Below are 21681 nucleotides of genomic sequence, written 5' to 3'. Positions count from 1 at the left end.
TTATCCCCTCATTATTGATGAATTTCCCTTAAGGGTGCACGTGTTGTGCATAGTGCCCTGGCACGCCTTCTTCGACCTTCCGTAAAGGTAAAATTAGTTCATCTGACACTAGAGCTTAAGTTCTAATTTTCTTGTGCTTTACTAAGTTGTGATCTCAAAACACCTGCAAGTCTCAAGAGTTAATTCAAAAAAATAATTCGATAAGGTTTTAAGGGCAGCTTTCGAAATTTCGAAGCTGGACTCAAAAATCGCTTAAGTCTGCCAGTCGTTTAGAAAAATTTATGCTTTGAGACCGCGAGGTACCAATCTTATCCCCCCCGAGTATCGCTAGGGCAACAATCAATTGTTCTTTGACGATAACCAATCAGTTCATTGGAGTAATTAAATGCCAAGATTTTCTGAGGGGGAGAAAAATGAAATGTCCAAGAGTCCGTGTTCGGAGTCTTCGGTTCATTCTGGACTGTCCCAAAAGCCTCTGTCAGCGGTGGACTGGATGGCGACAGGCCGTGTTGCACTTGCATTTGGATTGAAGCCAGAGGAGCTTCATTCTGCCTCCCGCGGTTATGCAAAAGCTGCACAGGCCCGCCAAGTCTCTATGTATATTCTTCACGTCTCAATGGGTATGACCCTGTCCCAAGCAGGTGCAGTCTTTGGGCGTGACAGAACAACAGCAGCTCATGCCTGCAAGGTGGTTGAAGATTTAAGAGAAGATCCGAAATTTGATGCTGTCCTCTCAGAGATAGAGGGGCAGCTGTCTGCGTCTGTTGCCAGTGCGCGCATGCATTCTTCCCTAAGCTCCGGAGGTCAGCCTGATGCCTACCCAGCCTGAGGAAGCAGTATCTGAAATACAGCTCATCAAATTCTGCAAAGGGCTAGCAGTTGCAAAGCAGCATGCGGAACCTGAGGGGGAAGCTAAAGCTGTCTTATCGCGTGCAATAGCCCTGTCGCTGGTTGCTCCCTATGCGCAGGGCTACCAGCTGACCAAAAAGGGCAAAAGCTGGTTGCGGCGAAAATTAAGCCTTGGAGGGTTGGAAACTCAATCTAAAACGGAGCAATCTCAGATCAATACCATCAACTCAGAAAGTCCACTGGCTTGGCTAAGGAGTAGAAAGGACAAAAAGGGGAGAGGATACATCTCGGAGCTCCAGTTTGAAGCAGGTGAGCGATTAAGAGAAGATTTCACCTACGCGCAACTTTGGGGAACCGTTAGATCGAACTGGCGCAGCGAGCAATCATCAAGATCGAGTACTAAGATAGATGATGTATCCGACAGCGTTTACGATGCCAGAGATCGCCTTCAAAGAGCTCTCTCAACTGTCGGACCAGAGCTCTCCGGCGTTCTCATGGATGTGTGCTGTTTCTTGAAGCCTTTGAAACAGGTTGAGAGCGAGCGTCAATGGCCACAACGAACAGCCAAGATTGTTCTGGGGTTGGCGCTAGATCGACTTGCTACACATTACGGCTCGTCTCGTAGTCGTGCGGTCGGTCCCGAAAACGCTCGAATGGCGAGTTGGGCAGCGTCTAATTCGGAGTTAGAGCATCGGATGCATCATCCTTGATACGCTGAACCATGGAACTCAAGCCATTGGAACGCTGAGGCGTCAGGTGTTCTTTGAGGCCAATCTTGCCAAATATACTCTCGATGTCCGTAGCAAGAATTTCCTTTGCAGAAACACCGGAGTATTGCGCAAGAACGATAGCAACAAGACCGCGAACAATGTGTGCATCGCTGTCGCCCTTATAGAACAGGATCGGGCCTTTATCGGTATCTTCCTGAATGTTCTTCGAAAGCCAGACCTGAGAAACACAGCCATGAACGCGGTTTTCCTCACTGCGTTCATCATCTGTCAGGGGCTCAAGTTCTCGACCCAGCTCGATGACATAGCGATAGCGGTCTTCCCAGTCTTCGAGGAACTCAAAGCCTTCCAGAATATCAGCGATCGCAGTGGTCATAATACTATTCTCTCACTCAGGGTTTTGAGGGCGTTTCTACCGCGCCAACCGGTTAGGGGCAATACGATTGGATTCAAAATATATAACGGCCCACACTCCAGATGAGAGTATAGGCCATAAATAGCTCAGATTTATGGAAATTGACCTTAATTCCGGCCGTAATACAGCGGATTAGGACGCGGTAACGGAACAGCAGCAACTGGAGTTGCATAGATTGGCTGAACTTCAGCAAATAGACCTTGTTCAGACGGATCTGCTTGCGCAGAGCTGTTCTGTTGCTGGTCTTGATCGAGTTGCCATGGAATGTCCCGATCAGCTGAACTAAGTGTACCGGAATGTGCAGGCTCGTCTGATGGGCTTGTAAGGCTCGGCAGCAGCTGGCCAGCTGCAACTTCATCAAACGGTATTGCCTCGATAGCATCCTGAGCTGACGGCAGAGCAGCAAACTTTGTGGGTTGCAGATCTTCTGTCTCACTGTCGCTGAGGTAATTGTAGGTCAAGCGAGCAGCTTCTTTTGCCTTTAAACCGACGAGAGTGATGACCGAGCCGCCCATCTCGCAAGCATTGGGATTACGATCACAAAAACCCCCAAGATCCTTCACGGTGGATTGAGCAGCAAGGTAAACCTGAACGATCCCAATAGATGGTGCATCCTCATCACTGCCAGTTCCAATTGGAAGCAGAAGCAGTACAAGTCCGATCCAAAATGTAGTTCTAAGCAAAAAGAACATTGGCTTCGCCCGTGGGTTTCAAGTGCGCCGAATAGGCTGACAATTTTTAGATAGTCGTTTAACTTGTTGAAACTATAGGGTTTACTCTCAAATATAACATATATTGTTCTCAATAAAATTGAATCAAATTTTATGTAAATTGGAAAACTACTGAAATTTATGGCTATTTTTGGTCTTTCGAAAAGTTGGCGAAGCGTATCTATGATTAATAAAAGGTGTAGAAAAAGTATCCCAGCGGTATCTTATTGAACTGAAAAGCCACCAGATGGAGCTCACAATTAAAACTCAAAAGTGCACATAAGAGTTTTTTTAAGCAAAACTTGATAGAAACAGTAGGGCTGGAAAACTGGAAACGAGCCCAATTTAACCCAAGGTTTTATGGTGGTTCTCGGTGGGCAGAGAGCTATTCAAAGTGGACTTGCTGAGGTGAGGGCGATATCTCTAACCTCTCAGGAAGACACCAGTTAAAATTGGTAGTGACCGAGTACTCGGGTAACACACAAATTGCGTTGAAAGAGGTAGTGCTTGATGGTGGGGCGAAAGCCAAACGGCAAAAAAGCGAGCAAAGGTGGAGCCCGTCGGGGTTCTGCACATACGCAGCCTGATGGTGATTACCAAATGCACGTAGACTATGACGAAGACGGTGTTTTCTATGAAAATGGCGAAGTCGATCATGCTGCTGTTGCTAACGCTGCCTCCAAAAAGTCTCCAGGCATGAACAAGCTCTCTACACTGGTGCTGTTAGGCTTCGTTGGCATGGCATCGCTGATCGCGGTGAACGCTGCCTTTTTGCAAGATGCCAAGCATCCCTCTCCAATAGTCGCCACTCGGGTTTTTCAAAGCCAGTTAGATAGCTCAGAACTTGTAAGAGCAACTCAGAGATTGAGACAGCAAGAGCTGGTTGCTGAAGTGCAAAAAGAACTGCGCCGTTTAGGGGTGTATCCGGGCAGTTTGGATGGCCAGTTCGGTCCCGCGACAGAACGGGCAGTCCGTGCTTATCAAAGACAACGCGCAATGAGTGAAAACGGGCAGGTGACCGAAGCGCTGCTCGCACGGCTGACAATGGACTTTGCCGCGTTTGCGCCGTCTCCAAACACCGCGTCTGCTGAAGGGGCTGAGATTCCTATTCCTCGGGCAAGTCCTGAGGAAATTGAAGCATTGACGCAAAGTGGCTCCAATCTGACACAAGTCTCCGGTCAAACGGATGCAATGACTGAGCGTATCAAGCGCCTGCAAAAAACATTGGCAGATCTGGGGTACGGCCCGCTTACAATTGATGGTATTCCGGGTGGCCAGACCGCTTCTGCAATTGCCGCATTCCAACGCGATAATGCTTTGCAGATAGACGGGCAAATGAGCGAAGCTCTCTTCTCTAAGCTTGCTACCGTCAGTGGCACGCGGATCTGATAGCGCGACTAATTCAATAAGAAAGACAACTTGATGCGAGTAACCTCTGAATTTTGGGTCGCTGCTTACACACGCCGGTGCTTCGGGGAAGGTGCTTTCGCAGGCATACGCCGCAAAGGCGCGCTGGAAGCAGGTGCAATCTTCATCATTGTTGATCGGTTGGACACGACCTACGACTTTTACGGTCCTGCCCCACAGTCTTTCTTTGAAGAGGAAAAGCCACTTGATCGCGAGTTTGAGTGTTTGATGGAAAAAACTTCACGAGAGGAAATTGAAGCCAAACTCACACGCGAAGAACGCATGGACCCTGACTTCTGGGTTGTCGAAGTTGAAGATAAGGAAGCCAGAAGCTTCCTGTCACTGCCAAAAGAGCCGGGGCCTGAAGATTTATTTTCAGGCTTTAAGGGTCGCAAGTTCTGAATGGTAATGTGAGGGCCGCGTTAAAGACGTGCCCTGGGCTTTGAGTTCCCGCACAACTGTCTCGGTTGCCTCAAAAATCGTGTGGTAGCGAGGCTGAGAAATCTCTCCACTCCAGCTGCAGAGCAACTGTCGCGCAATCTTCTTGCTAACACCAGCAGCAGACTTTTGCAGGTCTCTCATGCGATCCGTCTCAATGAGTGTGCCCCAAAACCGGACGAGCAGCTGATCGACAAGACGGGAAGAGAACCCAAGACCAACGAGCATGACAATGAATCCGTCCGGAGAAGAATGCGTACAGCATTGATGAATCTGATCTGGAGTCATGCGGCAGGCGTGCGCCAACTGGCCAACCATGCTCGTATGGCCAAATTTTAGCCCTCTAAGTGTTAGCTCCTGCGCCTCATTTTCCGTCAGAGCGTCAACCGTGTCATCTGAAGCAGAGGCATCTGACAGGCTTGCTGAGAGGTCTTTGTATGATGAGATCGGCGCGCTCTCCAGGAAAAGACCAAGCAGATCTTCTGCAAGCTCATCAGAGGAACTGGCTGGATGTGAAGGGGCAACGGTGCTCCTGGAATTGAGAGCAACGTATTCTCCAATCATCTGGTCATGGTCATTTGCAAGAGCTTGCATGAGAATGGCCGATTTGAGCAAAAGCCTCTGTTGCTGCAATTAGGAGTTGAGACCTGTCTTCCATGAGTTAAGGAACCTGTATACGCAAAACAATGATTTCTCGATGTTTTTCGCAATCGCCAGAAAAACACAGCGACACATATGACATCGAATATAATTACTAGCTAAATTTAGGAGCAAATGCTTTACAGCTCATTAACTGAAACTCCGCTTAACTGAGGCTTGGAAGAACCACAGAATTGACCGGTAAATGTGCCAGAGGACAAACTATGGGTACACTTCATGATCTCGTGATTGAGCGCTCGCGCAGGCAACCCTTAGAGATACGCAGAGGCTTTGATCGTCAGCTTTCATCAGCCCAGATCCATATATTCCCGGGTGTCTACAAAATGCCGTCAGGATTAGCCTGCCGCAGCAGAGTTGGTGTTATTCGCGTTGTAGAAGAGCACTCGGAATACGAGAGGGACTAGCTTCCTACGTTTTTTGCCTGTATCTCCATTGCTGCAAGCAGTGGGATTGTGAGACATGGGCAAATTCGGGAAAACAGAGTTGATCAGCAAAGGTCGCACCTTTGCGACTTGTCTCTTACTTGTGTCTTCAGCCACCCTGCTGTTGTCTGCATGCGCCAAGCCCACTGGAGATTTTGGCCGCGCTAAGCCCAATTTCCTTCATGACCGCGTCGCAAAAGATCTGGGTATGCTCTATCGTTATTCCCAGAAGCAAGACGTTTCCAACCTCAATTTGACAGATCAGGAAAATGAACTGCGCGATCGCGGATGGACACTGGTTGTTCCTCCGGCCTCTGAGGATTGGATTGGAGCCAACAAGGCTCAGTTGGAACGTCAGGGTTTTTTGAAAGATCCATACGCTGCGATCAATCCATCAAATTATTACGTTTATCTGCGCTCGGATAAGTACCGCTCCAGCGAAACGCGTTATACCCGCCTGATTGATGACATGGGGTCCGATCAAAAGCTCCTCCTGCCGTTTTGTAAAATTGCCCGTCAGGTTCTGGTGAGTGATCATGAGCGACTAGAGGCACTGAACCGCCAAACTCAGGTGAACCCGCAGTTCGCAACGGGAGTAAAGGCGAGGGTGCGCGAGAATAAGTCCTTTGTGGACTGGGTACTCCGCGCCACAGGCCGCCGCCTGCAGGCCTATCAGATCGCCATCAACGCGCTGGAAGTGGAAACCCCGTCTGCCCAGCAAATCTGGGACGCGAGCAAAGGCTATGAGCAGCTGCGTCGCACCTATGAAGAGCTGCCATCCAAATGCTATGCCGAAGTTAAGCGTCCGGCCGAAAAGGTTGAGAATCCGTCTCGCATCTTTACCGGATGGGGTTTAGAAAGCACTATTCCGCAAAAATAGCTGGAAGGTTTGCTCTAAATCTTTGGCAGATCAGAGCAAGTTGCGGATCGTAGTGCTGCTGAGATCTGTGGTAGATACGCGTTGGACGGTGCAAAGGCGCGGAACAACGCAAACCCCTTCAGCTCATTCGTCTCAACCACAATCATCTCTTCCAGGTCTTCTGGTGGGTTCTCACGCAGGATCGAAAGCTGCTGCGGTGTCAGCACCAGCATGCGCACAGCTTCGCCCTCAGACGTCTTGTCATTGAGACTGTAAGTCACCTGTCCCTTTTCATTGAACAGGCCAAGCGACCAGAACGGAGAGGGAGCAAACGCGCTCACAATCAGCGGCCCGTTCTCGAGGGAATAACGACAGATCGCATGGCGCATAGATGGGTCGAGATCCGGCAGAGGCTCACTACGTGGCAGGATCGGTGGCAGCATCTGAAAACTGCGATCCGCACCAAAGCCACCAACACGTTCGTAAGGAGAATGCGGAACATAAGCGGGAACGCTCAAAACAATGGCCACATGAATTATCCCCGCGACGAACAATCCGCCGACGCCCCACAAAATCCAACGAGGCGAAATGTAAAGGTCCTGTAGTTTTTTGAGTAGATCATTCATTTGCAGCTCACCAATTCAACAGCAGGCATCACTGGAGCACTCAAGCCGGCACCCGTGGTGTAGGGGATATCGTAAAGACGCATGGCAAACACCAGCCCGTTACTCCCCCCGGTTGGCAGCCAGTTCCCGGGTCGGGCTTCAGGAGAAACCTGAATTGCAAACGCGCCTGTGTGATCCGTCAAAATCCCATGGCTATGCAAGGAGGCGCGTCCAGCATCAGTCGCAAGCAGCTCCAGGGCGTTGTTCAAAGCCGTAATGGTCCAAAGCCGGGTAGATGGCACCTTACCGGCAATTCGGTAATTGCACTGGGGGTCTAGCGCCCGTCCGCTGTCATCAAAGGCAGCGTAAAACGCAATGCCTTCACCGCTTCCAAGCGGCACGCGCCCAGTTCGTGCAAAAATGGCTGTACTGTAAGGATCACTGTCAATCGTCCCTGCATGCGGGTGCGCAACCCACACACCGCTTTCCAGTGCGCTGAATGGAGAGCCTCTGTTGAGCGACAGATAAGCACTGCCTATCCCCACAATCAAAGCAATCATGATGGAGAATAAAAACGGCCCGAACGAGAAAAACGGCGCTTTGAAAAGCAATGGCGAAATATGAGGCCAAGGCTTTTGCCAGGAGGTTTCTCCATCAAAAATCTGGGTGGTTTCTGGTTCGCGAACCGCCACCAAAGGCATGTGAGGGGTGTGGGTCATCGGGTATAAGTCACATCCGCCTTTGCGTCAGAGCCCAGTTGGGCCTGCACGTTTGACTGAGAAATACTGTTGAATGGAAGCGCACGCAGCCGCTTCCCAAGCGCTTCCAGAACCTGCTGAGACGTTCTGTTGAGCAGTTCTGGCGGGCCAGTCACCTCAACATCACTGAGACCATTCGCGGCAATAACATCCTTACCTTCAGGCGGCTCCACACCGGGCATAGCTTTCAGCTCCAACCCCTGGTGCGCATACTTCATAAAGTTGCCCCAGGTCATCGCAGGCAAACTACCCCCGGTCATGCGTCGTGAGGAGGAGAAGTCGTCGTTTCCGTACCAGACCGCAGCTGCAAGGTTGCCCGTGTAGCCAATGAACCAGGCATCACGATAAGCCTGTGTCGTACCAGTCTTACCGGCAGCAGTAATCCCATCCAACCGGGCACGTCGGCCAGTGCCACGTTCCACTACATTCACCAGGATATCATTCATCATCGAAACCTTATCAAACGGCAGAATCCGCAGAGAAGGGCCAGCGTCACGATCATGGTTGTAAAGCAACTCACCTTTTGAATTACGCAGCTCTAATATGGCGTAGGGGTCAATTTTCTTCCCGCCAGCTGCGAAGGCCGCATAGGAACTTGTCATATCAAGAACCGTAACCTCAGAGACGCCAAGCGGCATAGCACGGGTAATACGCAGTTCGCTGTTGATCCCCATCATGTAGGCGGTGGTTGCAATCTTATCGCGCCCGATGGCCTGTGCCAGTCGAACGGGAATGGTATTGATTGACTTGGTCAAAGCGGTCTTCAGCGTCACGGCACCTGCATAGCGGCGGGTATAATTACGTGGACTCCAGCCGCCAATACTGATTGGACGATCGGGCACAACACTCTCGCTCTCATATCCATTCAGGAAGGCCGTCATGTACACAAACGGTTTGAACGAGGAACCTGGTTGGCGAAGCGCATCAGTGGCTCTGTTGAACTGGCTTTCATCATAATCGCGTCCACCAACCATGGAGCGCACGGCGCCCTCAGTGGTGATAACTGTCATGGCCGCTTCTTCAACACCGTAACGGTCACCGTATTGGCGTAAGGTGCTCTCGATTTGGTTGGTAGCTTCCTGCTGCATGCCCGGATCAAGCGTGGTGCGAACAGAAATAACCCTGTCATTACTGAGCTCTGGGTACTGTTCGGCAAGGTCTTTCACCTGTTCAAACGCCCAGTCGAGAAAATGATCCGGTGCCCGGCTCTTGGTCCGGTCAATCGCCTCTGCCGGGTTGCGCCGCGCGCCGATAACTTGGCCTTCAGTCATGAAGCCCGCTTGCACGATATTCGTCAGGACCTCGTTGGCACGAGCACGGGCAGAAGGCAGGTTTTTATGCGGCGCATATTTGGAAGGGGCCTTATAAAGCCCTGCTAACATTGCAGCTTCTGCCAGCGAAATTTCGCGCACGTCTTTACCGAAGTAAAATTCAGAAGCAGCAGCAACACCAAATGTCCCCGCGCCCATGTAGGCGCGATCGAGGTACAACTTGAGGATTTCTTGCTTCGTCAGGTTCATCTCAAGCCATAAAGCGAGATAAGCCTCTTTGATTTTGCGTTGTAATGTGCGTTCGTTTGAAAGGAACAGGTTTTTTGCCAGCTGCTGTGTAATCGACGAGCCACCCTGCACAACAGAGCGGGCTTTCACGTTGGCAACCATGGCGCGGAAGGTACCAACAAAGTCGATTCCCAAGTGATCAAAAAACCGTCTGTCCTCGGTAGCAAGGGTGGCCTGGATCACGTGATCGGGAATTTCATCCAGTGGAATTTTGTCGTTCAGCAAAATGCCGCGTTTGCCGATCGGGTTTCCGAACCGATCAAAAAAGCTCACGGAAAAGTCGGAGGTGGTTTTCCAGTCAGAACGCTCCGTTGCTTTAAAGGCCGGTTGCGCAAAGGTCAGCACGATCAGAAAGCCGAACGCGCAATAGGTCAGCCCTTCAGAAGCAAGCCCTGCAATAAACTTGGAGGGGCCGCGCAGAGAGAACCGGCGCATGAAGGCCGAGTACTCACGAAAGAACACCCCCAAAAACTGTGAGGTGTGCCAAAGCGCAGAATCCAGCCATGCATCGGTTGCAAGCATCCGCTGAGATAGATCCTGAAGGGTAAAAGATCGCTCCTTGCCCTTTTTTTTCACATTTTCAGCAGAATTTTCCGTGACATTCTGCTTTTCGCTGTTATCAGAGTTCTCTTCCAAACTGATTACCCGTAGTACCGGTCACACCCCTGAATGCGCAAAGGGGGACAATGAACCAAACCGAAGAACTAGCTAAGCGACATCCTCGCGATATTCCCATCGGAATTTTGCAATGAGAACGACATAAATGGTATCCGTAAACTCTGAGAGTCACCGCCCTTTCTGGCAGACCAAAACCCTAGATGAGATGACCCATGAAGAATGGGAGTCACTCTGTGATGGATGTGGACGCTGCTGCCTGAACAAACTTGAAGATTGGGACACAGGCGCAATCTACTGGACAAACGTTGCGTGCACTCTGCTGGATGGAACCACATGTAGGTGCAAAAACTATGAACAGCGCTTCGACACAGTGCCCGATTGCGTACAGCTTTCGCCGGAAACTGTAAGAACTTTGAAATGGTTACCGCCAACATGTGCGTATCGTCTAATCCGTGAGGGCAGGGATCTGTACTGGTGGCATCCGCTTGTTTCCAAAGATCCGCAAAGCGTGCATGACGCCGGAATCTCAGTCCAAGACAAAACCATCAGCGAAGATGGAATGGAGCCAGAAGAGTTCGAAAACTATCTCGTCGACTGGCCGGATGAGGAATACACCAAAGACTGATCCTGCAAAATATGTTTATTTTCAATTACTTCTCCACAGGTGAGAAGCGGGTATAAGTCAAAATTCAAAGCAATTGTAAAGCCAGCGCAGTGCCTCAGGGCCTGCGCTTTTTTTAATGTCGCATCAAAGCCTTACAGCTTTCTTTATTTAAAGTTGAACGAGTTTCAATCCTAACGTGAAACGGGGATAAGTGTCCATGCCTCTTTGGATGACTTACCTTAGGAATATAATCTTGACAGCGCGCCGCTGTTTTGATAGGGTTTTGGCATGCTAGAGAAAGTGTGACGGTGCCTGCAGAGGCAGTCTTACTCTTTCTATCTGCACTACATTTTAGAGAATTGACCAGCTGCTCCTTGTTTCAATGGGCGGCTTTTTTTGTGCCTACAGCGTACCGCCGAAAAGTGAACATCGGTTTTCGGACAACGATACGCGAACAGTTTTAGAGACAGGAGGAATGATGGCGGAGGAGCAAGAGCCCCAGCAAGAGGATGAGCAGGCAGCACGACTGCGTGTGCCATTAGAGGTCTGGCAGGTCGTCCGCCGCATGGTGGAAGAAGAGGCCATCTCAATTGCTGATATCGCTCGCAAAACAGGCCTGCCAAGCAGCACCATCACCACCAAGATTAAACGGGAGGGATGGCTGCGCAAGTGGGAGTTGGCGCAGGAGCTTGCCAGCTCTCAGCCAGAAGAACGCAGGCGCCTGATCGCCCGTCTCTATGCTGCCTTTGAAAAGCAGGTCAGCGCACTGGAAGCCAAACTGAAAAAGCTAAGCGGTGATCCGCAATCAGCAGCGGGAGAGATGGATGCCACAGCAAAAGCCATCACCAGCCTCGCCAAGACGCTGGATATGTTGATCGACCTGCAGCAAGCACACGGTGAGGACAACACAGAAGAGGTGAGTGATGACCAGATGCGACAACAGCTTTCGCAGCGCATTGAAAGCTTGTGTGGCGCAGGGCAAACTTCATGACTTTGTCGCCTCTTTGAATGCACATGAACTGAGTTATCTTCAATATAACTGGCAGGTGTTCGCGCACGCCCATCAACGACCGCCAGATGGAAGTTGGACCACATGGCTGCTTATGGGCGGACGCGGTGCAGGCAAAACCAGAGCAGGGGCAGAATGGGTCAGAGGCAAGGTTGCAGGGGAGGCATGGGCTGGTCCGGCGGCTGGCAATATTGCGCTCGTCGGGCAAACCTATGCAGATGTGCGGGAGGTGATGATCGAGGGCATTTCCGGTCTGCTCACCGTCCACCCAGCAGGCCACAAGCCTCAGTGGAACCCATCACGGCGCCGTTTGGAATGGGCGAATGGAGCGGTCGCTCGGGCCTTTTCATCAGAAGACCCTGAGGCTCTGCGCGGTCCTCAATTTGACGCCGCCTGGTGTGATGAAGCAGGCAAGTGGAGCAACGCAACAGAAACCTTCGACATGCTCCAGTTTGGTCTGCGTCTTGGGGTGCAACCACAGCAGCTGGTGACCACAACACCCAAGTCCACGCCGCTGTTAAAACTGCTGCTGCAAGACAAAGGCACCGTGGTGACCAAGGCTGGAACGAAAGCGAATGCCGCGTTTCTGGCAGAGGTGTTTCTGCTGCAAATGGCAGAGCGGTATGGTGGCACCCGATTAGGCCGGCAGGAGCTGGATGGAGAACTGATTGAAGACCGGGAAGACGCTTTGTTCGCCCGCAAATGGTTCGAGATGGGTCGGGTGCGGGATGCCCCCGAACTGAAGCGCATTGTTGTTGCCGTGGACCCGCCAGCCACATCAGGCAGGACTGCAGATTCCTGTGGCATCGTCGCTGCAGGTATCACAGAGGCAGGTGACCTGCATGTCTTGCGAGACAGAACCGCCCAGGGCCTGCGCCCCGCTGCATGGGCTGAGCAAGCCATCAAACTCTATCATGAGCTGGAGGCGGACTGCTTATTGGCAGAGGTCAATCAGGGTGGCGAGATGGTGCGTGAGGTCATTGAAAGTGTCGATGCCAGCGTGCCGGTAAAGTCCGTCCACGCAACCAAAAGCAAACGCCGCAGAGCAGAGCCTGTCGCCCTGTTGTATGAGCAGGGGCGAGTTCATCATTGCGGTGTCTTTCCTGAGCTGGAAGATGAACTCTCCGACTTTGGGGTTGGTGGCCTGAGCAACGGAAGATCACCAGATCGGCTGGATGCACTGGTCTGGGCCATAACAGAACTCAACCGACGCCCGGCAGGCAAACCACGCCTGCGCAAACTGTAAAAACACCAATAATTTGAAGGGTTAGCTCGCAAACTTGAATCTGTTTGTGAGGATTAGCCCTCCGTGTATCGCCGAAAAGTGGGAACCGGTTTTCGGATAAGGATACGCGAGAAAATGAGTTAAAGCTGTTTATCAAGGCAGACCAAAAGCAAACAGCTTTGTGCACTCAAATACATGAATCAAAACATTAAGTTAGAGCGAAAAGGACTCTGATCTCATGGGGTTACGCAGACTTCTTGATTCAGTTTTTTCACCAGTAACTGAGCAAAAGGCATCACGGGCAAAATCAGTCGCCTTCATGCGGTTTGGTGAAGGGGCCGTCTGGACCCCGCGCAACTATGAATCACTTATAAACCAAGGGTATTTACGAAATCCTATCGCCTACAGATGCGTACGCCTCATCTCCGAAGCCGCCGCAAACGTGTCCCTCACTGTGAAAGTGGGCGATGAAGAGCTGGAAGCCCATCCCCTGATGGAACTTCTGAACAAGCCCACCCCCATGCAAACACGGCGCTCGTTTCTGGAAGAAGTCTACGGCTTCCTGCTGGTCTCCGGTAACGCGTATATAGAGGCCGTCTCGCTGGAAGGCGCACCGCGTGAGCTCCACGCTCTCAGGCCCGACCGCATGAAGGTGCTGGTGGATGAGGTAGGCTGGGTGGAGGCCTACGAGTATCAGGTGGCAGGCCGCAAAGTAGAACTGCGCAAAGCCCCCGGTGACAAGGTCCAACCCGTCCTGCACATCAAGCTCTTCAACCCGCTCAACGACCATTACGGCTTCGCCCCCATTGAAGCCGCACAAATTGCCCTCGACATTCATAACGCAGCCGGAGAGTGGAACAAGTCTCTGCTTGATAACGCGGCTTGCCCGACGGGGGCGCTGGTCTATGGTGCAGGCGATGCGATGAACATGACGGATGACCAGTTTCACCGCCTCAAAGAAGAGCTGGAAAGCTCCTATCAGGGTGCGAAAAATGCTGGCCGCCCCATGCTGCTGGAAGGCGGGCTCGACTGGAAACAGATGGGCATGTCGCCCAAGGATATGGACTTCATTGAGCTGAAGAATGTCGCCGCCCGCGAAATCGCACTGGCCTTCGGCGTGCCGCCTATGCTGCTCGGTATTCCGGGAGACAACACCTACGCCAACTATCAGGAAGCCAACCGCGCCTTCTGGCGTTTGACGGTCGTGCCGCTCGCCGCGCGGGTTCTCTCCGAGCTCTCCAATTGGCTCTCTGCAGCCTATGACGAGCAGGTCACACTGGAGCTGGACCTTGATGCTGTCGAAGCGCTGGCGCTGGAACGCAAAGCACTGTGGGATCGCATCACCGCAGCGGACTTCCTTTCCCGCGATGAAAAACGCATCGCCGTTGGTTATGGGGCGGAGGGCAAAGATGAATGAGCTGCTGGCAGCGCTCGCTGCAAAAGGAGATCTTGCCCATGTGGCGCTCGGTGCCTGGGCAGGCACTTCCACATCACTGCTCTTGTGGGCATTAAAGCAAGTCATCCGGTTCAATCGCAGGTTCGAGGAGTTCATGAGTGAACTGGAAAAACTCAACCAGCTGCTGCGCATGGATCCATGAAAGTCGCACACTCAGACTATTGAGATTATTTGAAAGGTTGAAGGTGAAGCCTTGACCCAAAATCACAAAACACAAGCCGTGCCCGTTGAGCAAAAACAACAGCCAACTCAGCGCGGCAATGAAGCCCCTGCACAGACCTTCGCCAACTTCACCAAGGCACTCGCCGGAGCACTGGTGGAGCGACGCGCGGCAAAGTCGGAGGGAGCAAACTCCGGCAGAAAAAACAATTGAAAGCTCGCTAAGGGAGGCAATCAATTTGAACACAGATCACCCCATCGCAATTGAAGGTTACGCCAGCCGGTTTGAACTGAGCGATCAGGGCGGCGACGTGATGCGCAAAGGTGCATTTCAAAACACGCTGCAAAAGCAAAAACTCACGGATGTAAAAATGCTCTGGCAGCACGATCCATCCCACCCCATCGGCAAGTGGCTGCACATTCAGGAGGACAGCATCGGCCTCTTTGTAAAGGGCTTGCTCTATCCGGGCATCACACAGGGCCGGCAAGCCATCGCCATGGTGCAAACGGGTATTCTGGACGGACTGTCCATCGGCTTCAAAACCCGCCGCGCCCAACGCAACAGCAAAACCGGCAGACGGGATGTGCTGGCGGTAGACCTCTGGGAGATCTCGCTGGTCACGTTCCCGTTGCTGCCATCAGCACGGCTGACCGTGGTCTCCTGAAGCTCCTGATTATTTGAAAGTACGATCTGTGGTCCCAACTGGCACCGCAGTTTTTTTATATTCTTTATAAGGAAAATAATCCTATGAAAAACACATGCAATCCAGCATTGGAAACCAAAGACTTCGCAAGGGAAGCTGCAGGAAAATCAGCTCATCCCGCAATTTCTGGCCCGGCAACAGGGCAGTTTGTGTCCGGAATGGAGGCCTCTGGCAGCTTTAACCAGCTGAACCACGCTTATTCTGAGTACACCCAGACCAACGACATCCGTCTGGCTGAGCTGGAGCAAAAATCCGGCTCGGATGTGCTCCTGGATGAAAAACTGGCCCGTCTGGACGAGATTATCGACGGTCAGCTGCGCCACCTGAATGAGCTTCAACTCAAATCCCAGCGCTTGCCGCGCTCTACGCCAGAAACCACCGGCGGCCCATCAGCTGAGGTAGAGCACAAATCCGCGTTTGAGACTTATATGCGAGACGGGCAGGAGACCCGCCTTAAAACGCTGGAGCAAAAGGCCATGTCCTCTGGCACTGCTGGCGATGGTGGGTATCTGGTGCCGGAGCAGCTGGAAACGGACATCCTGCGCCGCATCACGGCCTTGTCCCCCATCCGCTCCATCGCGTCCAACCGCAAGATCTCAGGCGCATCCTACCGCCGTCCTGTTGTGACGGTGAACCCGGATGCGGACTGGGAAGGCGAAACCGATGCCCGCAGCACGCCCACAAACGCAATGAAATTTGAGATGCGGGAGGTAAAGATCTTCGAGCTTTCTGCTCTGCCAGCCGTCACCCAAACTCTGCTGGATGATGCTGCCGTCAACATCGGGGAAATTCTGGCAGAAGAGGTGGAAACTGTCTTTGCAGAAAAAGAATCCGCCGCCTTCCTCAATGGCAACGGCACCAGTCAGCCGCAAGGACTGCTCAAAGGCACCATCCATGGCTCGCTGGATGATACGGGCCTCTCCATCGGGTCCATCAAGACAGGACAGGCAGGGGCGTTTCCCTCTTCCAATGGAAGCGATCTGCTGATATCGCTGATTTACGGGGTCAAAACCGCCATTCGCCGCAACGCCCGCTTCCTCTTCAATCGCAGAACGCAAGCTGCCATCCGCAAGCTGAAGGACGGGCAGGGCAACTACATCTGGCAACCACCAGCCGCTGCAGGTGCTGACCCAAGCCTCATGGGCTTCCCGGTCACTGAAGCTGAACACATGCCAGACATGACCGCTGGCTCTGATCCATACGCTATCGCGTTTGGTGACTTCCACCGTGGCTACATGGTGGTGGACCGCGTCGGCATCTCTGTTTTGCGTGATCCGTACACCAGCAAACCAAACGTGCTGTTTTACATCACCAAACGCGTCGGCGGCGGCATCATGGATTTTGACGCCTACAAACTGCTGAACTTCAGCGCCTAATCATCTTCAACAACAATCGAGGAGGAGCCGCGGTGACGGCTATACTCACAGTGCCACCGGCTCTGGAGCCGGTTTCGCTTGCCCAGGCGCATGCGCAGCTCAGGGTCTCCCACACCCACGAGGATGATCTGATCGAGCGTCTGATCAAAGCCGCACGGGAACAGGTGGAGACACTCACACGGCGGGCCCTTATAGAACAGGAGTGGCGACTGCTTCTGGATGATCTTTCACCAGACCGCCTGATCCGCCTGCCTGTCGCGCCGGTCGCACAGATCCTGCAGGTCTACACCTATGACAGGGAAGGCAACCAACAGCTGGTGCCAGCGTCGAACTATCAGGTGGATTTGGCCGGAAATCCCGCCCGCCTGCGCTTCAAGGCAGGCGCGGTTGGGCCGTTGCGAGACCTCAACGGCATCGAGGTTGACTTCAAAGCTGGCTACGGCTCAGCAGCAACCTCGGTTCCCGCAGGCCTGCAAACCGCGATTCTGATGCTGGTCGGCTTCTGGTACGAGCGCCGCTCCATGCTGGAAGAAGATCGCCTCACAGGCCTCATGCCCCACGGCTTCGAGGCAGCACTCTCGCCTTACAAGGTGCTCAGGATATGAGAGCAGCAGGCACACTCAACGAGCCATTGCTGCTGCTTAGACCTGAGATCACCAACGGCACGGATGGCTCTATCACCAAAAGCTATCAGCAAGTCGCCATGGTCTGGGGGCTGGTAGAGGCATCCACTGGCTCACAGAGTACCGTGGCAGGCCGCATTGCCAGCGCTTACCCGCTCACGCTCACCCTCCGCCGCCGCACAGATGTGGCAGAGGGCTGGCGGGTGGAGCGGGATGGACAGAGCCTCAGGGTAAAAGCAGTTCTCCCGCACTCAGAGCAGGAGCCCTTCATGCAAATCCTTTGTGAGCAAGAGGAGGGCGATGATGGGGGAGCTTGAATTCCGCAAAGCCCTGTTTCAGGCAATCCACGCCAAGGCATCGCTAAAACCCTATCTGGGAGATCCAATGCGGGTGTTTGACGGCGTGCCAAGGGGAGCAACCTTGCCCTATGCAACGCTGGAGGCTGTCACCACACAATTGCTGACAGGCCATCTGGACGACGGCGGCAGGCTCACAGGTTCCATAGGCATCTACTCCCGCCATGCAGACCGGGCTCAAACCCAGGAGATCCTCCAGATCTTCAACGAACTGCTGGAGACGGGTGTCACGTCACCTGCCGGACTTGAAACCTCAGGCCTGACCATGACTGAAACCAGCTGCCGCCGTCTGGGCGATGGTCGCACATGGTACGGACGCATCAAGTTCTCCGTCCTGCTGCAAAAGACTGCTTAACACCAACCTTTGAGAGGAAAACAGATGGTCGCTCAGGCTGGAAAAGACCTGCTGTTGAAACTGGACACAGTGGGAGATGGCACCTTTGAAAGCGTGGCAGGTCTGCGCTCAAGACGCCTCGCCCTCAACGCCACGCCCATTGATATCACCGATGCCGAAAGCGCAGGCCGCTGGCGCGAGCTGCTGACAGGAGCCTCCACCCGCCACGCCTCGCTCTCTGGCAGTGGCCTGTTTCGCGACAAAGCATCCGCAGAAAAAGTCCGCACCGCTTTCTTTGCTGGAGAGCTGCATACATGGCAGGTCATCCTGCCCGGCTTTGGAACACTGGAAGGCCCGTTTCACCTGTCTGCATTGGAATACTCCGGCGACTACCGATCTGAAGTCACCTTCGAGATCTCGCTGGAATCCGCCGGGGCTCTCACGTTCACCCCGCTAACCTGAGGAGTACAGGATGCCACCTAAAACCTATGGCAGAGGCGTTAATCGCAGGCGCGGTGAAGTCCTCGCAGACCTTGGCGGTCAAAAGCACATTCTTGTGCTCACACTCGGGGCACTGGCAGAGCTGGAAGACGCGCTCAGCTGCAGCACATTACAGCAGCTGACCGAGCGGTTTTCCTCTGGGAAGCTGAGTGCTGCCGACATCATTAAAGTGCTCGGTGCAGGCCTTCGCGGTGGTGGACTTGTCATTGAGAATGAAGAGGTTGCAGAACTCTCCCATGAAGGCGGCGTTGCAGCTCTTGCCAAGCTGGCAGGGGAACTGTTGGTCGCCACGTTCTCTCCACCTCAGCAGTCAAAATCATGAAGCGCGGGCAATCTAAAAACCAAGCTGTGCCTTGGCATGATCTGTTGCACAAAGCCTGCCGGGAGCTTGGTTGGTCACCGCGCACCTTCTGGCAATCAACACTGGTTGAGCTGGAAATGGCTTTCACGCCACCGGGAACCCGCAATGCCCGCACGATCACGCGAGGTGTACTGGAAGGGCTGCTGGCCCAGTTCCCAGACAAAGAGGATCAACAAACACCATGACGGATAGTTTTAATGAACCGCTGAACGTAGAGGACGCGCGTGAGTTGGAAACAACCATGCAGGAGGTCAACGCCCTTGCCAAAGAGTTCTCTTCAGAGCTTGGCAAAGGCCTGCAAAGCGCAGTCACCTCTGGCAAAGACCTGCAATCGATCCTCTCACAAGTGGCGCTCAACATGTCCAGCTCTGCACTCAACAGTGCATTGAAGCCACTTGAAAACCTGCTTTCTGCTGGAATCTCATCAGCTATTGGCAATGTGGCAGGCGTGACGCCCTTTGCAAAAGGCGGTGTCGTTTCCAGCCCGACGATGTTCGCAGCAGGCAACACGGGCTTGGGGGTGATGGGAGAGGCGGGGGCAGAGGCAATCCTGCCTTTGCAGCGCGGCAACGATGGTCGTCTGGGCGTTGCCATGAATGCGGGCAACACGCAGCCCAACGTCACAATAAATGTGGCGACACAGGATGTGCGCAGCTTTGAAAGATCTCAGGGGCAGATTGCGATGATAATGGCCCGCGCCACCGGACGGGGGCGACGCGGGCTATGACGTCGGCATTGAAGAGGAGGGACTCAAGGACCGACGTGGCTTTGCTACCGGACGGTGGTAGCAAACTTTTTGGAAAAATCCGTTGCTTTGCAAAGAGGGAGGAGCATCGACAACGGGTCTACGCAAATCACGCAGATAACTTTCCCATGTCAAACCTATTAGATGCTTCGCGGGCGTCCAGCCTTGAGCCAAGTCAAACAGGAGGGTGAAATGCAACCATGTTTTGTTGATGAATCATTCCCACTTGGAATTTCCCTAGGGGCTTCTGTCAGAGTAGAAAAACGCAGTCAGGTCACAAGGTTACTCAATGGCGCAGAAACCCGAAACGCCATCTGGAAGGGAACGCGACGGCATTTTGATGTGGGGACCGGATTGCGCAGCTCGGCAGACCTGCAACGGGTGCTCTCATTTTTCGAAAAAGTGGGTGGTCGCCTCTGCGGATTCCGGTTTCGTGACCCCATGGATCATAAATCCTGCGCCTTTGATGCAACTCCATCTGCAACCGATGTGACGATCGGAACTGGCGACGGGACAACCAAGACGTTCCAGCTCATCAAGCAAGTGGGAGCGGCAAGCGTTGCCTGGCAACGCAAAATCACGAAACCAGTGGCAGGAACTGTCTCGGTTGCGGTCGCCGGTCAATTGAAAACCGTCGGCAGTGATGTGCTTCTCGATCCTCTGACAGGCAATCTTGAATTTCAGGCAGGCCACATTCCCTCAAACGATCAGGTGATCACGGCGGGCTTCCTGTTCGACACGCCCACGCGCTTTGAAAACGACCAACTGGAAATCAATCTCCTGCACTTCGAGGCAGGGCAGGTGCCGTCCATCCCCCTCGTCGAACTTCTCATCTGAAACCAACTCTGCGAGCAAACCCATGTTCAATGCTGCTTTGAAAGAACACCTGACCGGTGAGGGCACAACCGTGGCCTACTGCTGGCGCTTAACCGCTCCATCCGGCCTCAGCCTCGGTTTCACCACCCACGACCACCCAATCTCACTGCTCGGTAAAACCTATGAACCCGGCATCGGATTGGATGGCACTCAGGCCATGGCTCAATCTGACTTTCAAGCCGGACAGGAAGAAGCGCTGGGCGTCCTCTCTTCCGACAGCTTAAGCGAGAAGGAGTTGAGTGCGGGCCTTTGGGATAATGCCGAAGTCGAGGTCTATCTGGTCAACTGGCAAAAACCTGAGGAGCACCAGTTGCTCCGGCGCGGCTCTCTTGGCGAAATCACAAGAGATGCCGATGTTTTCCGTGCTGAGTTCCGCTCATTGGCCGCCAAACTCTCTGAGCCCAAAGGCAGGCAACTCTCCCATCAATGTCATGCAGATCTGGGAGATCATAACTGCGGGATCAGTCTGGACGCCGCTGCCTACACAAGACAGGTGAGTATCACAGGCAAAGAAGATGGCAATCGGTTGGTCATCGAAGGTAACACCGATATCGGCACTGGCTGGTGGTCCTTCGGCAAACTCACCTTTCAATCCGGCCCATACGCCAATCAACCCTTGCGCATAGCCAGTCACCTCATTGAGCAAGGCAAGCACAAGCTCACGCTCTGGGCTCCCGTGATCCTGGAGCAAACTTATCCGTTATTCGCGTCCGTTTCCGCAGGCTGCGATAAAAGCTGGAGCAGCTGCCAGACTAAGTTCCAGAACACCGAGAACTTCCGGGGCTTTCCTCATATGCCGGGCAACGACTTCATCCTTGCCGGACCTGAAAGCCAATCCGCTGCCAACAACGGCGAAAAGCTGGTGGAGTAATCATGCAGCAGTCTCCGCACACCCTCCTAAGGGAAGCGCGCAGCTGGGTTGGAACGCCTTACCAGCATCAGGCCACAACCAAAGGTGCCGGCTGCGATTGTCTTGGCTTTATCCGAGGCCTCTATCGCTTTTTGCATCACACCGAGCCACCCGTTCCCGCCAGTTACGCACCTGAATGGGCGGAGCTGAACGGCGAGGACCAGTTGCTTAACGCTGCGCATCAATATCTGAACGAGGTGCAAGGGTCTTTGCAAAAGCCAAAGCCAGCGGAGGTCATTCTGTTTCGCTGGGCACCGCAGTCTCCCTGCAAACACCTTGGATTTATGACCAGCAAAGACCGCTTCATCCATGCTTACGAGGCGGTGGGAGTGGTTGAAAGCCCGCTGGTGCCCATGTGGCGCAACAAGATTGCAGGGCGTTTTTCATTCTTCTCAAGTCAGTGATCCGGAAAGG

Annotated in this window: 29 protein-coding genes; 23 read left to right on the top strand and 6 right to left on the bottom strand. The window is 53.2% G+C overall.

Annotated elements, in window-relative coordinates:
- Positions 1-418 precede the first annotated feature (418 nt).
- Entirely contained in the window at positions 419-829 is a 411-nt protein-coding gene (locus PsAD5_RS19210; RefSeq protein ID WP_063288158.1) for a helix-turn-helix domain-containing protein, read from the top strand.
- Positions 813-1559 carry a DUF6456 domain-containing protein gene (locus tag PsAD5_RS19205; protein WP_063293248.1) on the top strand — a complete coding sequence of 249 codons (747 nt, stop codon included), beginning with the start codon at positions 813-815 and terminating at the stop codon, positions 1557-1559. Before PsAD5_RS19210 ends, PsAD5_RS19205 begins: the two co-directional genes overlap by 17 nt.
- On the opposite strand, the gene PsAD5_RS19200 is transcribed toward PsAD5_RS19205, so the two are convergent.
- On the bottom strand, positions 1522-1953 hold the full coding sequence (locus PsAD5_RS19200; RefSeq protein ID WP_063293247.1) for a SufE family protein: 432 nt from the start codon (positions 1951-1953) through the stop codon (positions 1522-1524). The genes PsAD5_RS19205 and PsAD5_RS19200 overlap by 38 nt on opposite strands.
- 146 nt (positions 1954-2099) lie before the next feature.
- A complete protein-coding gene (locus tag PsAD5_RS19195; RefSeq protein WP_057465874.1) occupies positions 2100-2684 on the bottom strand; it encodes a DUF5330 domain-containing protein in 585 nt (194 codons plus the stop codon).
- Between the two features lie 528 nt (positions 2685-3212).
- On the opposite strand from PsAD5_RS19195, the gene PsAD5_RS19190 reads away from it, so the two are divergent.
- On the top strand, positions 3213-4091 hold the full coding sequence (locus PsAD5_RS19190; RefSeq protein WP_063293246.1) for a peptidoglycan-binding domain-containing protein: 879 nt from the start codon (positions 3213-3215) through the stop codon (positions 4089-4091).
- A gap of 33 nt (positions 4092-4124) precedes the next feature.
- Complete coding sequence (locus PsAD5_RS19185; protein WP_063293245.1) at positions 4125-4511, top strand: DUF1491 family protein; 387 nt, start codon at positions 4125-4127, stop codon at positions 4509-4511.
- On the opposite strand, the gene PsAD5_RS19180 is transcribed toward PsAD5_RS19185, so the two are convergent.
- Entirely contained in the window at positions 4485-5141 is a 657-nt protein-coding gene (locus PsAD5_RS19180) for a hypothetical protein (RefSeq protein WP_208988703.1), read from the bottom strand. The two genes, PsAD5_RS19185 and PsAD5_RS19180, sit on opposite strands and share 27 nt — an antisense overlap.
- Positions 5142-5666: 525 nt before the next feature.
- Between PsAD5_RS19180 and PsAD5_RS19175 the strand changes: the two genes are divergently transcribed.
- Complete coding sequence (locus tag PsAD5_RS19175) at positions 5667-6509, top strand: hypothetical protein (RefSeq protein ID WP_063293244.1); 843 nt, start codon at positions 5667-5669, stop codon at positions 6507-6509.
- A gap of 14 nt (positions 6510-6523) precedes the next feature.
- Here PsAD5_RS19175 and PsAD5_RS19170 read toward each other — a convergent pair whose 3' ends face one another.
- From PsAD5_RS19170 to PsAD5_RS19160, 3 genes are read right to left on the bottom strand one after another with little or no spacing between them, the layout of a single operon-like run.
- Complete coding sequence (locus PsAD5_RS19170; RefSeq protein ID WP_063293243.1) at positions 6524-7114, bottom strand: DUF1254 domain-containing protein; 591 nt, start codon at positions 7112-7114, stop codon at positions 6524-6526.
- Positions 7111-7812: a DUF1214 domain-containing protein gene (locus tag PsAD5_RS19165; protein ID WP_063293242.1), complete on the bottom strand. Its 702-nt coding sequence runs from the start codon at positions 7810-7812 to the stop codon at positions 7111-7113. The genes PsAD5_RS19170 and PsAD5_RS19165 overlap by 4 nt, the downstream gene beginning before the upstream one ends.
- The gene (locus tag PsAD5_RS19160; protein WP_063293241.1) at positions 7809-10046 is read right to left on the bottom strand and encodes a transglycosylase domain-containing protein; all 2238 of its coding nucleotides are present in this window, start codon (positions 10044-10046) and stop codon (positions 7809-7811) included. Before PsAD5_RS19160 ends, PsAD5_RS19165 begins: the two co-directional genes overlap by 4 nt.
- A gap of 127 nt (positions 10047-10173) precedes the next feature.
- Here PsAD5_RS19160 and PsAD5_RS19155 point away from each other — a divergent pair, with 127 nt between their 5' ends.
- The 18 genes from PsAD5_RS19155 (at position 10174) to PsAD5_RS19070 (ending at position 21671) form a co-directional block, all read left to right on the top strand.
- Positions 10174-10653 carry a YcgN family cysteine cluster protein gene (locus tag PsAD5_RS19155; RefSeq protein ID WP_057465880.1) on the top strand — a complete coding sequence of 160 codons (480 nt, stop codon included), beginning with the start codon at positions 10174-10176 and terminating at the stop codon, positions 10651-10653.
- Between the two features lie 457 nt (positions 10654-11110).
- Entirely contained in the window at positions 11111-11623 is a 513-nt protein-coding gene (locus PsAD5_RS19150; protein WP_063293240.1) for a hypothetical protein, read from the top strand.
- On the top strand, positions 11556-12887 hold the full coding sequence (locus PsAD5_RS19145) for a DNA-packaging protein (protein ID WP_193777049.1): 1332 nt from the start codon (positions 11556-11558) through the stop codon (positions 12885-12887). The genes PsAD5_RS19150 and PsAD5_RS19145 overlap by 68 nt, the downstream gene beginning before the upstream one ends.
- Before the next feature lie 217 nt (positions 12888-13104).
- Positions 13105-14283 (top strand): phage portal protein, encoded by a 1179-nt coding sequence (locus PsAD5_RS19140; RefSeq protein ID WP_063293238.1) that lies wholly within the window; start codon positions 13105-13107, stop codon positions 14281-14283.
- On the top strand, positions 14276-14464 hold the full coding sequence (locus tag PsAD5_RS19135) for a hypothetical protein (RefSeq protein WP_063293237.1): 189 nt from the start codon (positions 14276-14278) through the stop codon (positions 14462-14464). Before PsAD5_RS19140 ends, PsAD5_RS19135 begins: the two co-directional genes overlap by 8 nt.
- A 51-nt stretch (positions 14465-14515) precedes the next feature.
- Positions 14516-14695, top strand: a complete 180-nt coding sequence (locus tag PsAD5_RS19130) for a hypothetical protein (protein WP_057465885.1) — start codon at positions 14516-14518, stop codon at positions 14693-14695.
- A 25-nt stretch (positions 14696-14720) separates the two neighbouring features.
- Entirely contained in the window at positions 14721-15146 is a 426-nt protein-coding gene (locus tag PsAD5_RS19125; RefSeq protein ID WP_057465886.1) for an HK97 family phage prohead protease, read from the top strand.
- 83 nt (positions 15147-15229) lie between these two features.
- Positions 15230-16561 carry a phage major capsid protein gene (locus tag PsAD5_RS19120; protein ID WP_084406006.1) on the top strand — a complete coding sequence of 444 codons (1332 nt, stop codon included), beginning with the start codon at positions 15230-15232 and terminating at the stop codon, positions 16559-16561.
- A 32-nt stretch (positions 16562-16593) separates the two neighbouring features.
- Positions 16594-17166, top strand: a complete 573-nt coding sequence (locus PsAD5_RS19115; protein ID WP_193776948.1) for a head-tail connector protein — start codon at positions 16594-16596, stop codon at positions 17164-17166.
- Entirely contained in the window at positions 17163-17501 is a 339-nt protein-coding gene (locus PsAD5_RS19110) for a phage head closure protein (RefSeq protein WP_063293235.1), read from the top strand. Before PsAD5_RS19115 ends, PsAD5_RS19110 begins: the two co-directional genes overlap by 4 nt.
- Entirely contained in the window at positions 17488-17895 is a 408-nt protein-coding gene (locus PsAD5_RS19105; protein ID WP_208981841.1) for a DUF3168 domain-containing protein, read from the top strand. The genes PsAD5_RS19110 and PsAD5_RS19105 overlap by 14 nt, the downstream gene beginning before the upstream one ends.
- A gap of 24 nt (positions 17896-17919) precedes the next feature.
- A complete protein-coding gene (locus PsAD5_RS19100) occupies positions 17920-18336 on the top strand; it encodes a phage major tail protein, TP901-1 family (RefSeq protein ID WP_063293233.1) in 417 nt (138 codons plus the stop codon).
- Positions 18337-18346: 10 nt separating this feature from the next.
- Positions 18347-18697, top strand: a complete 351-nt coding sequence (locus PsAD5_RS19095; RefSeq protein WP_057465890.1) for a gene transfer agent family protein — start codon at positions 18347-18349, stop codon at positions 18695-18697.
- Positions 18694-18921, top strand: a complete 228-nt coding sequence (locus PsAD5_RS19090; protein ID WP_063293232.1) for a phage tail assembly chaperone — start codon at positions 18694-18696, stop codon at positions 18919-18921. Before PsAD5_RS19095 ends, PsAD5_RS19090 begins: the two co-directional genes overlap by 4 nt.
- Positions 18918-19463 carry a phage tail tape measure protein gene (locus PsAD5_RS19085; RefSeq protein WP_063293231.1) on the top strand — a complete coding sequence of 182 codons (546 nt, stop codon included), beginning with the start codon at positions 18918-18920 and terminating at the stop codon, positions 19461-19463. The genes PsAD5_RS19090 and PsAD5_RS19085 overlap by 4 nt, the downstream gene beginning before the upstream one ends.
- 210 nt (positions 19464-19673) lie before the next feature.
- Complete coding sequence (locus tag PsAD5_RS19080) at positions 19674-20318, top strand: DUF2460 domain-containing protein (protein ID WP_193778163.1); 645 nt, start codon at positions 19674-19676, stop codon at positions 20316-20318.
- Positions 20319-20340: 22 nt separating this feature from the next.
- Complete coding sequence (locus PsAD5_RS19075; protein WP_063293230.1) at positions 20341-21228, top strand: DUF2163 domain-containing protein; 888 nt, start codon at positions 20341-20343, stop codon at positions 21226-21228.
- Positions 21229-21230: 2 nt separating this feature from the next.
- Entirely contained in the window at positions 21231-21671 is a 441-nt protein-coding gene (locus tag PsAD5_RS19070; RefSeq protein WP_063293229.1) for a peptidase P60, read from the top strand.
- Positions 21672-21681: the final 10 nt, after the last annotated feature.

Source organism: Pseudovibrio sp. Ad5 (assembly GCF_001623095.1).
Classification (GTDB): Bacteria; Pseudomonadota; Alphaproteobacteria; order Rhizobiales; family Stappiaceae; genus Pseudovibrio.
The sequence above is the reverse complement of the archived record's forward strand: the minus strand, read 5'-3'. Positions and strand labels throughout refer to the sequence as shown.

Bases quoted from the DNA above. Each gene is read 5' to 3' on its own strand.
- PsAD5_RS19175 (WP_063293244.1), top strand. From the start codon at position 5,667: ATGGGCAAATTCGGGAAAACAGAGTTGATCAGCAAAGGTCGCACCTTT.
- PsAD5_RS19150 (WP_063293240.1), top strand. From the start codon at position 11,111: ATGGCGGAGGAGCAAGAGCCCCAGCAAGAGGATGAGCAGGCAGCACGA.
- PsAD5_RS19185 (WP_063293245.1), top strand. From the start codon at position 4,125: ATGCGAGTAACCTCTGAATTTTGGGTCGCTGCTTACACACGCCGGTGC.
- PsAD5_RS19080 (WP_193778163.1), top strand. From the start codon at position 19,674: ATGCAACCATGTTTTGTTGATGAATCATTCCCACTTGGAATTTCCCTA.
- PsAD5_RS19120 (WP_084406006.1), top strand. From the start codon at position 15,230: ATGAAAAACACATGCAATCCAGCATTGGAAACCAAAGACTTCGCAAGG.
- PsAD5_RS19140 (WP_063293238.1), top strand. From the start codon at position 13,105: ATGGGGTTACGCAGACTTCTTGATTCAGTTTTTTCACCAGTAACTGAG.
- PsAD5_RS19200 (WP_063293247.1), bottom strand. From the start codon at position 1,953: ATGACCACTGCGATCGCTGATATTCTGGAAGGCTTTGAGTTCCTCGAA.
- PsAD5_RS19070 (WP_063293229.1), top strand. From the start codon at position 21,231: ATGCAGCAGTCTCCGCACACCCTCCTAAGGGAAGCGCGCAGCTGGGTT.
- PsAD5_RS19210 (WP_063288158.1), top strand. From the start codon at position 419: ATGTCCAAGAGTCCGTGTTCGGAGTCTTCGGTTCATTCTGGACTGTCC.
- PsAD5_RS19100 (WP_063293233.1), top strand. From the start codon at position 17,920: ATGGTCGCTCAGGCTGGAAAAGACCTGCTGTTGAAACTGGACACAGTG.
- PsAD5_RS19190 (WP_063293246.1), top strand. From the start codon at position 3,213: ATGGTGGGGCGAAAGCCAAACGGCAAAAAAGCGAGCAAAGGTGGAGCC.
- PsAD5_RS19105 (WP_208981841.1), top strand. From the start codon at position 17,488: ATGGGGGAGCTTGAATTCCGCAAAGCCCTGTTTCAGGCAATCCACGCC.
- PsAD5_RS19095 (WP_057465890.1), top strand. From the start codon at position 18,347: ATGCCACCTAAAACCTATGGCAGAGGCGTTAATCGCAGGCGCGGTGAA.
- PsAD5_RS19195 (WP_057465874.1), bottom strand. From the start codon at position 2,684: ATGTTCTTTTTGCTTAGAACTACATTTTGGATCGGACTTGTACTGCTT.
- PsAD5_RS19090 (WP_063293232.1), top strand. From the start codon at position 18,694: ATGAAGCGCGGGCAATCTAAAAACCAAGCTGTGCCTTGGCATGATCTG.
- PsAD5_RS19170 (WP_063293243.1), bottom strand. From the start codon at position 7,114: ATGAATGATCTACTCAAAAAACTACAGGACCTTTACATTTCGCCTCGT.
- PsAD5_RS19085 (WP_063293231.1), top strand. From the start codon at position 18,918: ATGACGGATAGTTTTAATGAACCGCTGAACGTAGAGGACGCGCGTGAG.
- PsAD5_RS19075 (WP_063293230.1), top strand. From the start codon at position 20,341: ATGTTCAATGCTGCTTTGAAAGAACACCTGACCGGTGAGGGCACAACC.
- PsAD5_RS19205 (WP_063293248.1), top strand. From the start codon at position 813: ATGCCTACCCAGCCTGAGGAAGCAGTATCTGAAATACAGCTCATCAAA.
- PsAD5_RS19110 (WP_063293235.1), top strand. From the start codon at position 17,163: ATGAGAGCAGCAGGCACACTCAACGAGCCATTGCTGCTGCTTAGACCT.
- PsAD5_RS19165 (WP_063293242.1), bottom strand. From the start codon at position 7,812: ATGACCCACACCCCTCACATGCCTTTGGTGGCGGTTCGCGAACCAGAA.
- PsAD5_RS19135 (WP_063293237.1), top strand. From the start codon at position 14,276: ATGAATGAGCTGCTGGCAGCGCTCGCTGCAAAAGGAGATCTTGCCCAT.
- PsAD5_RS19155 (WP_057465880.1), top strand. From the start codon at position 10,174: ATGGTATCCGTAAACTCTGAGAGTCACCGCCCTTTCTGGCAGACCAAA.
- PsAD5_RS19145 (WP_193777049.1), top strand. From the start codon at position 11,556: ATGACCAGATGCGACAACAGCTTTCGCAGCGCATTGAAAGCTTGTGTG.
- PsAD5_RS19180 (WP_208988703.1), bottom strand. From the start codon at position 5,141: ATGCAAGCTCTTGCAAATGACCATGACCAGATGATTGGAGAATACGTT.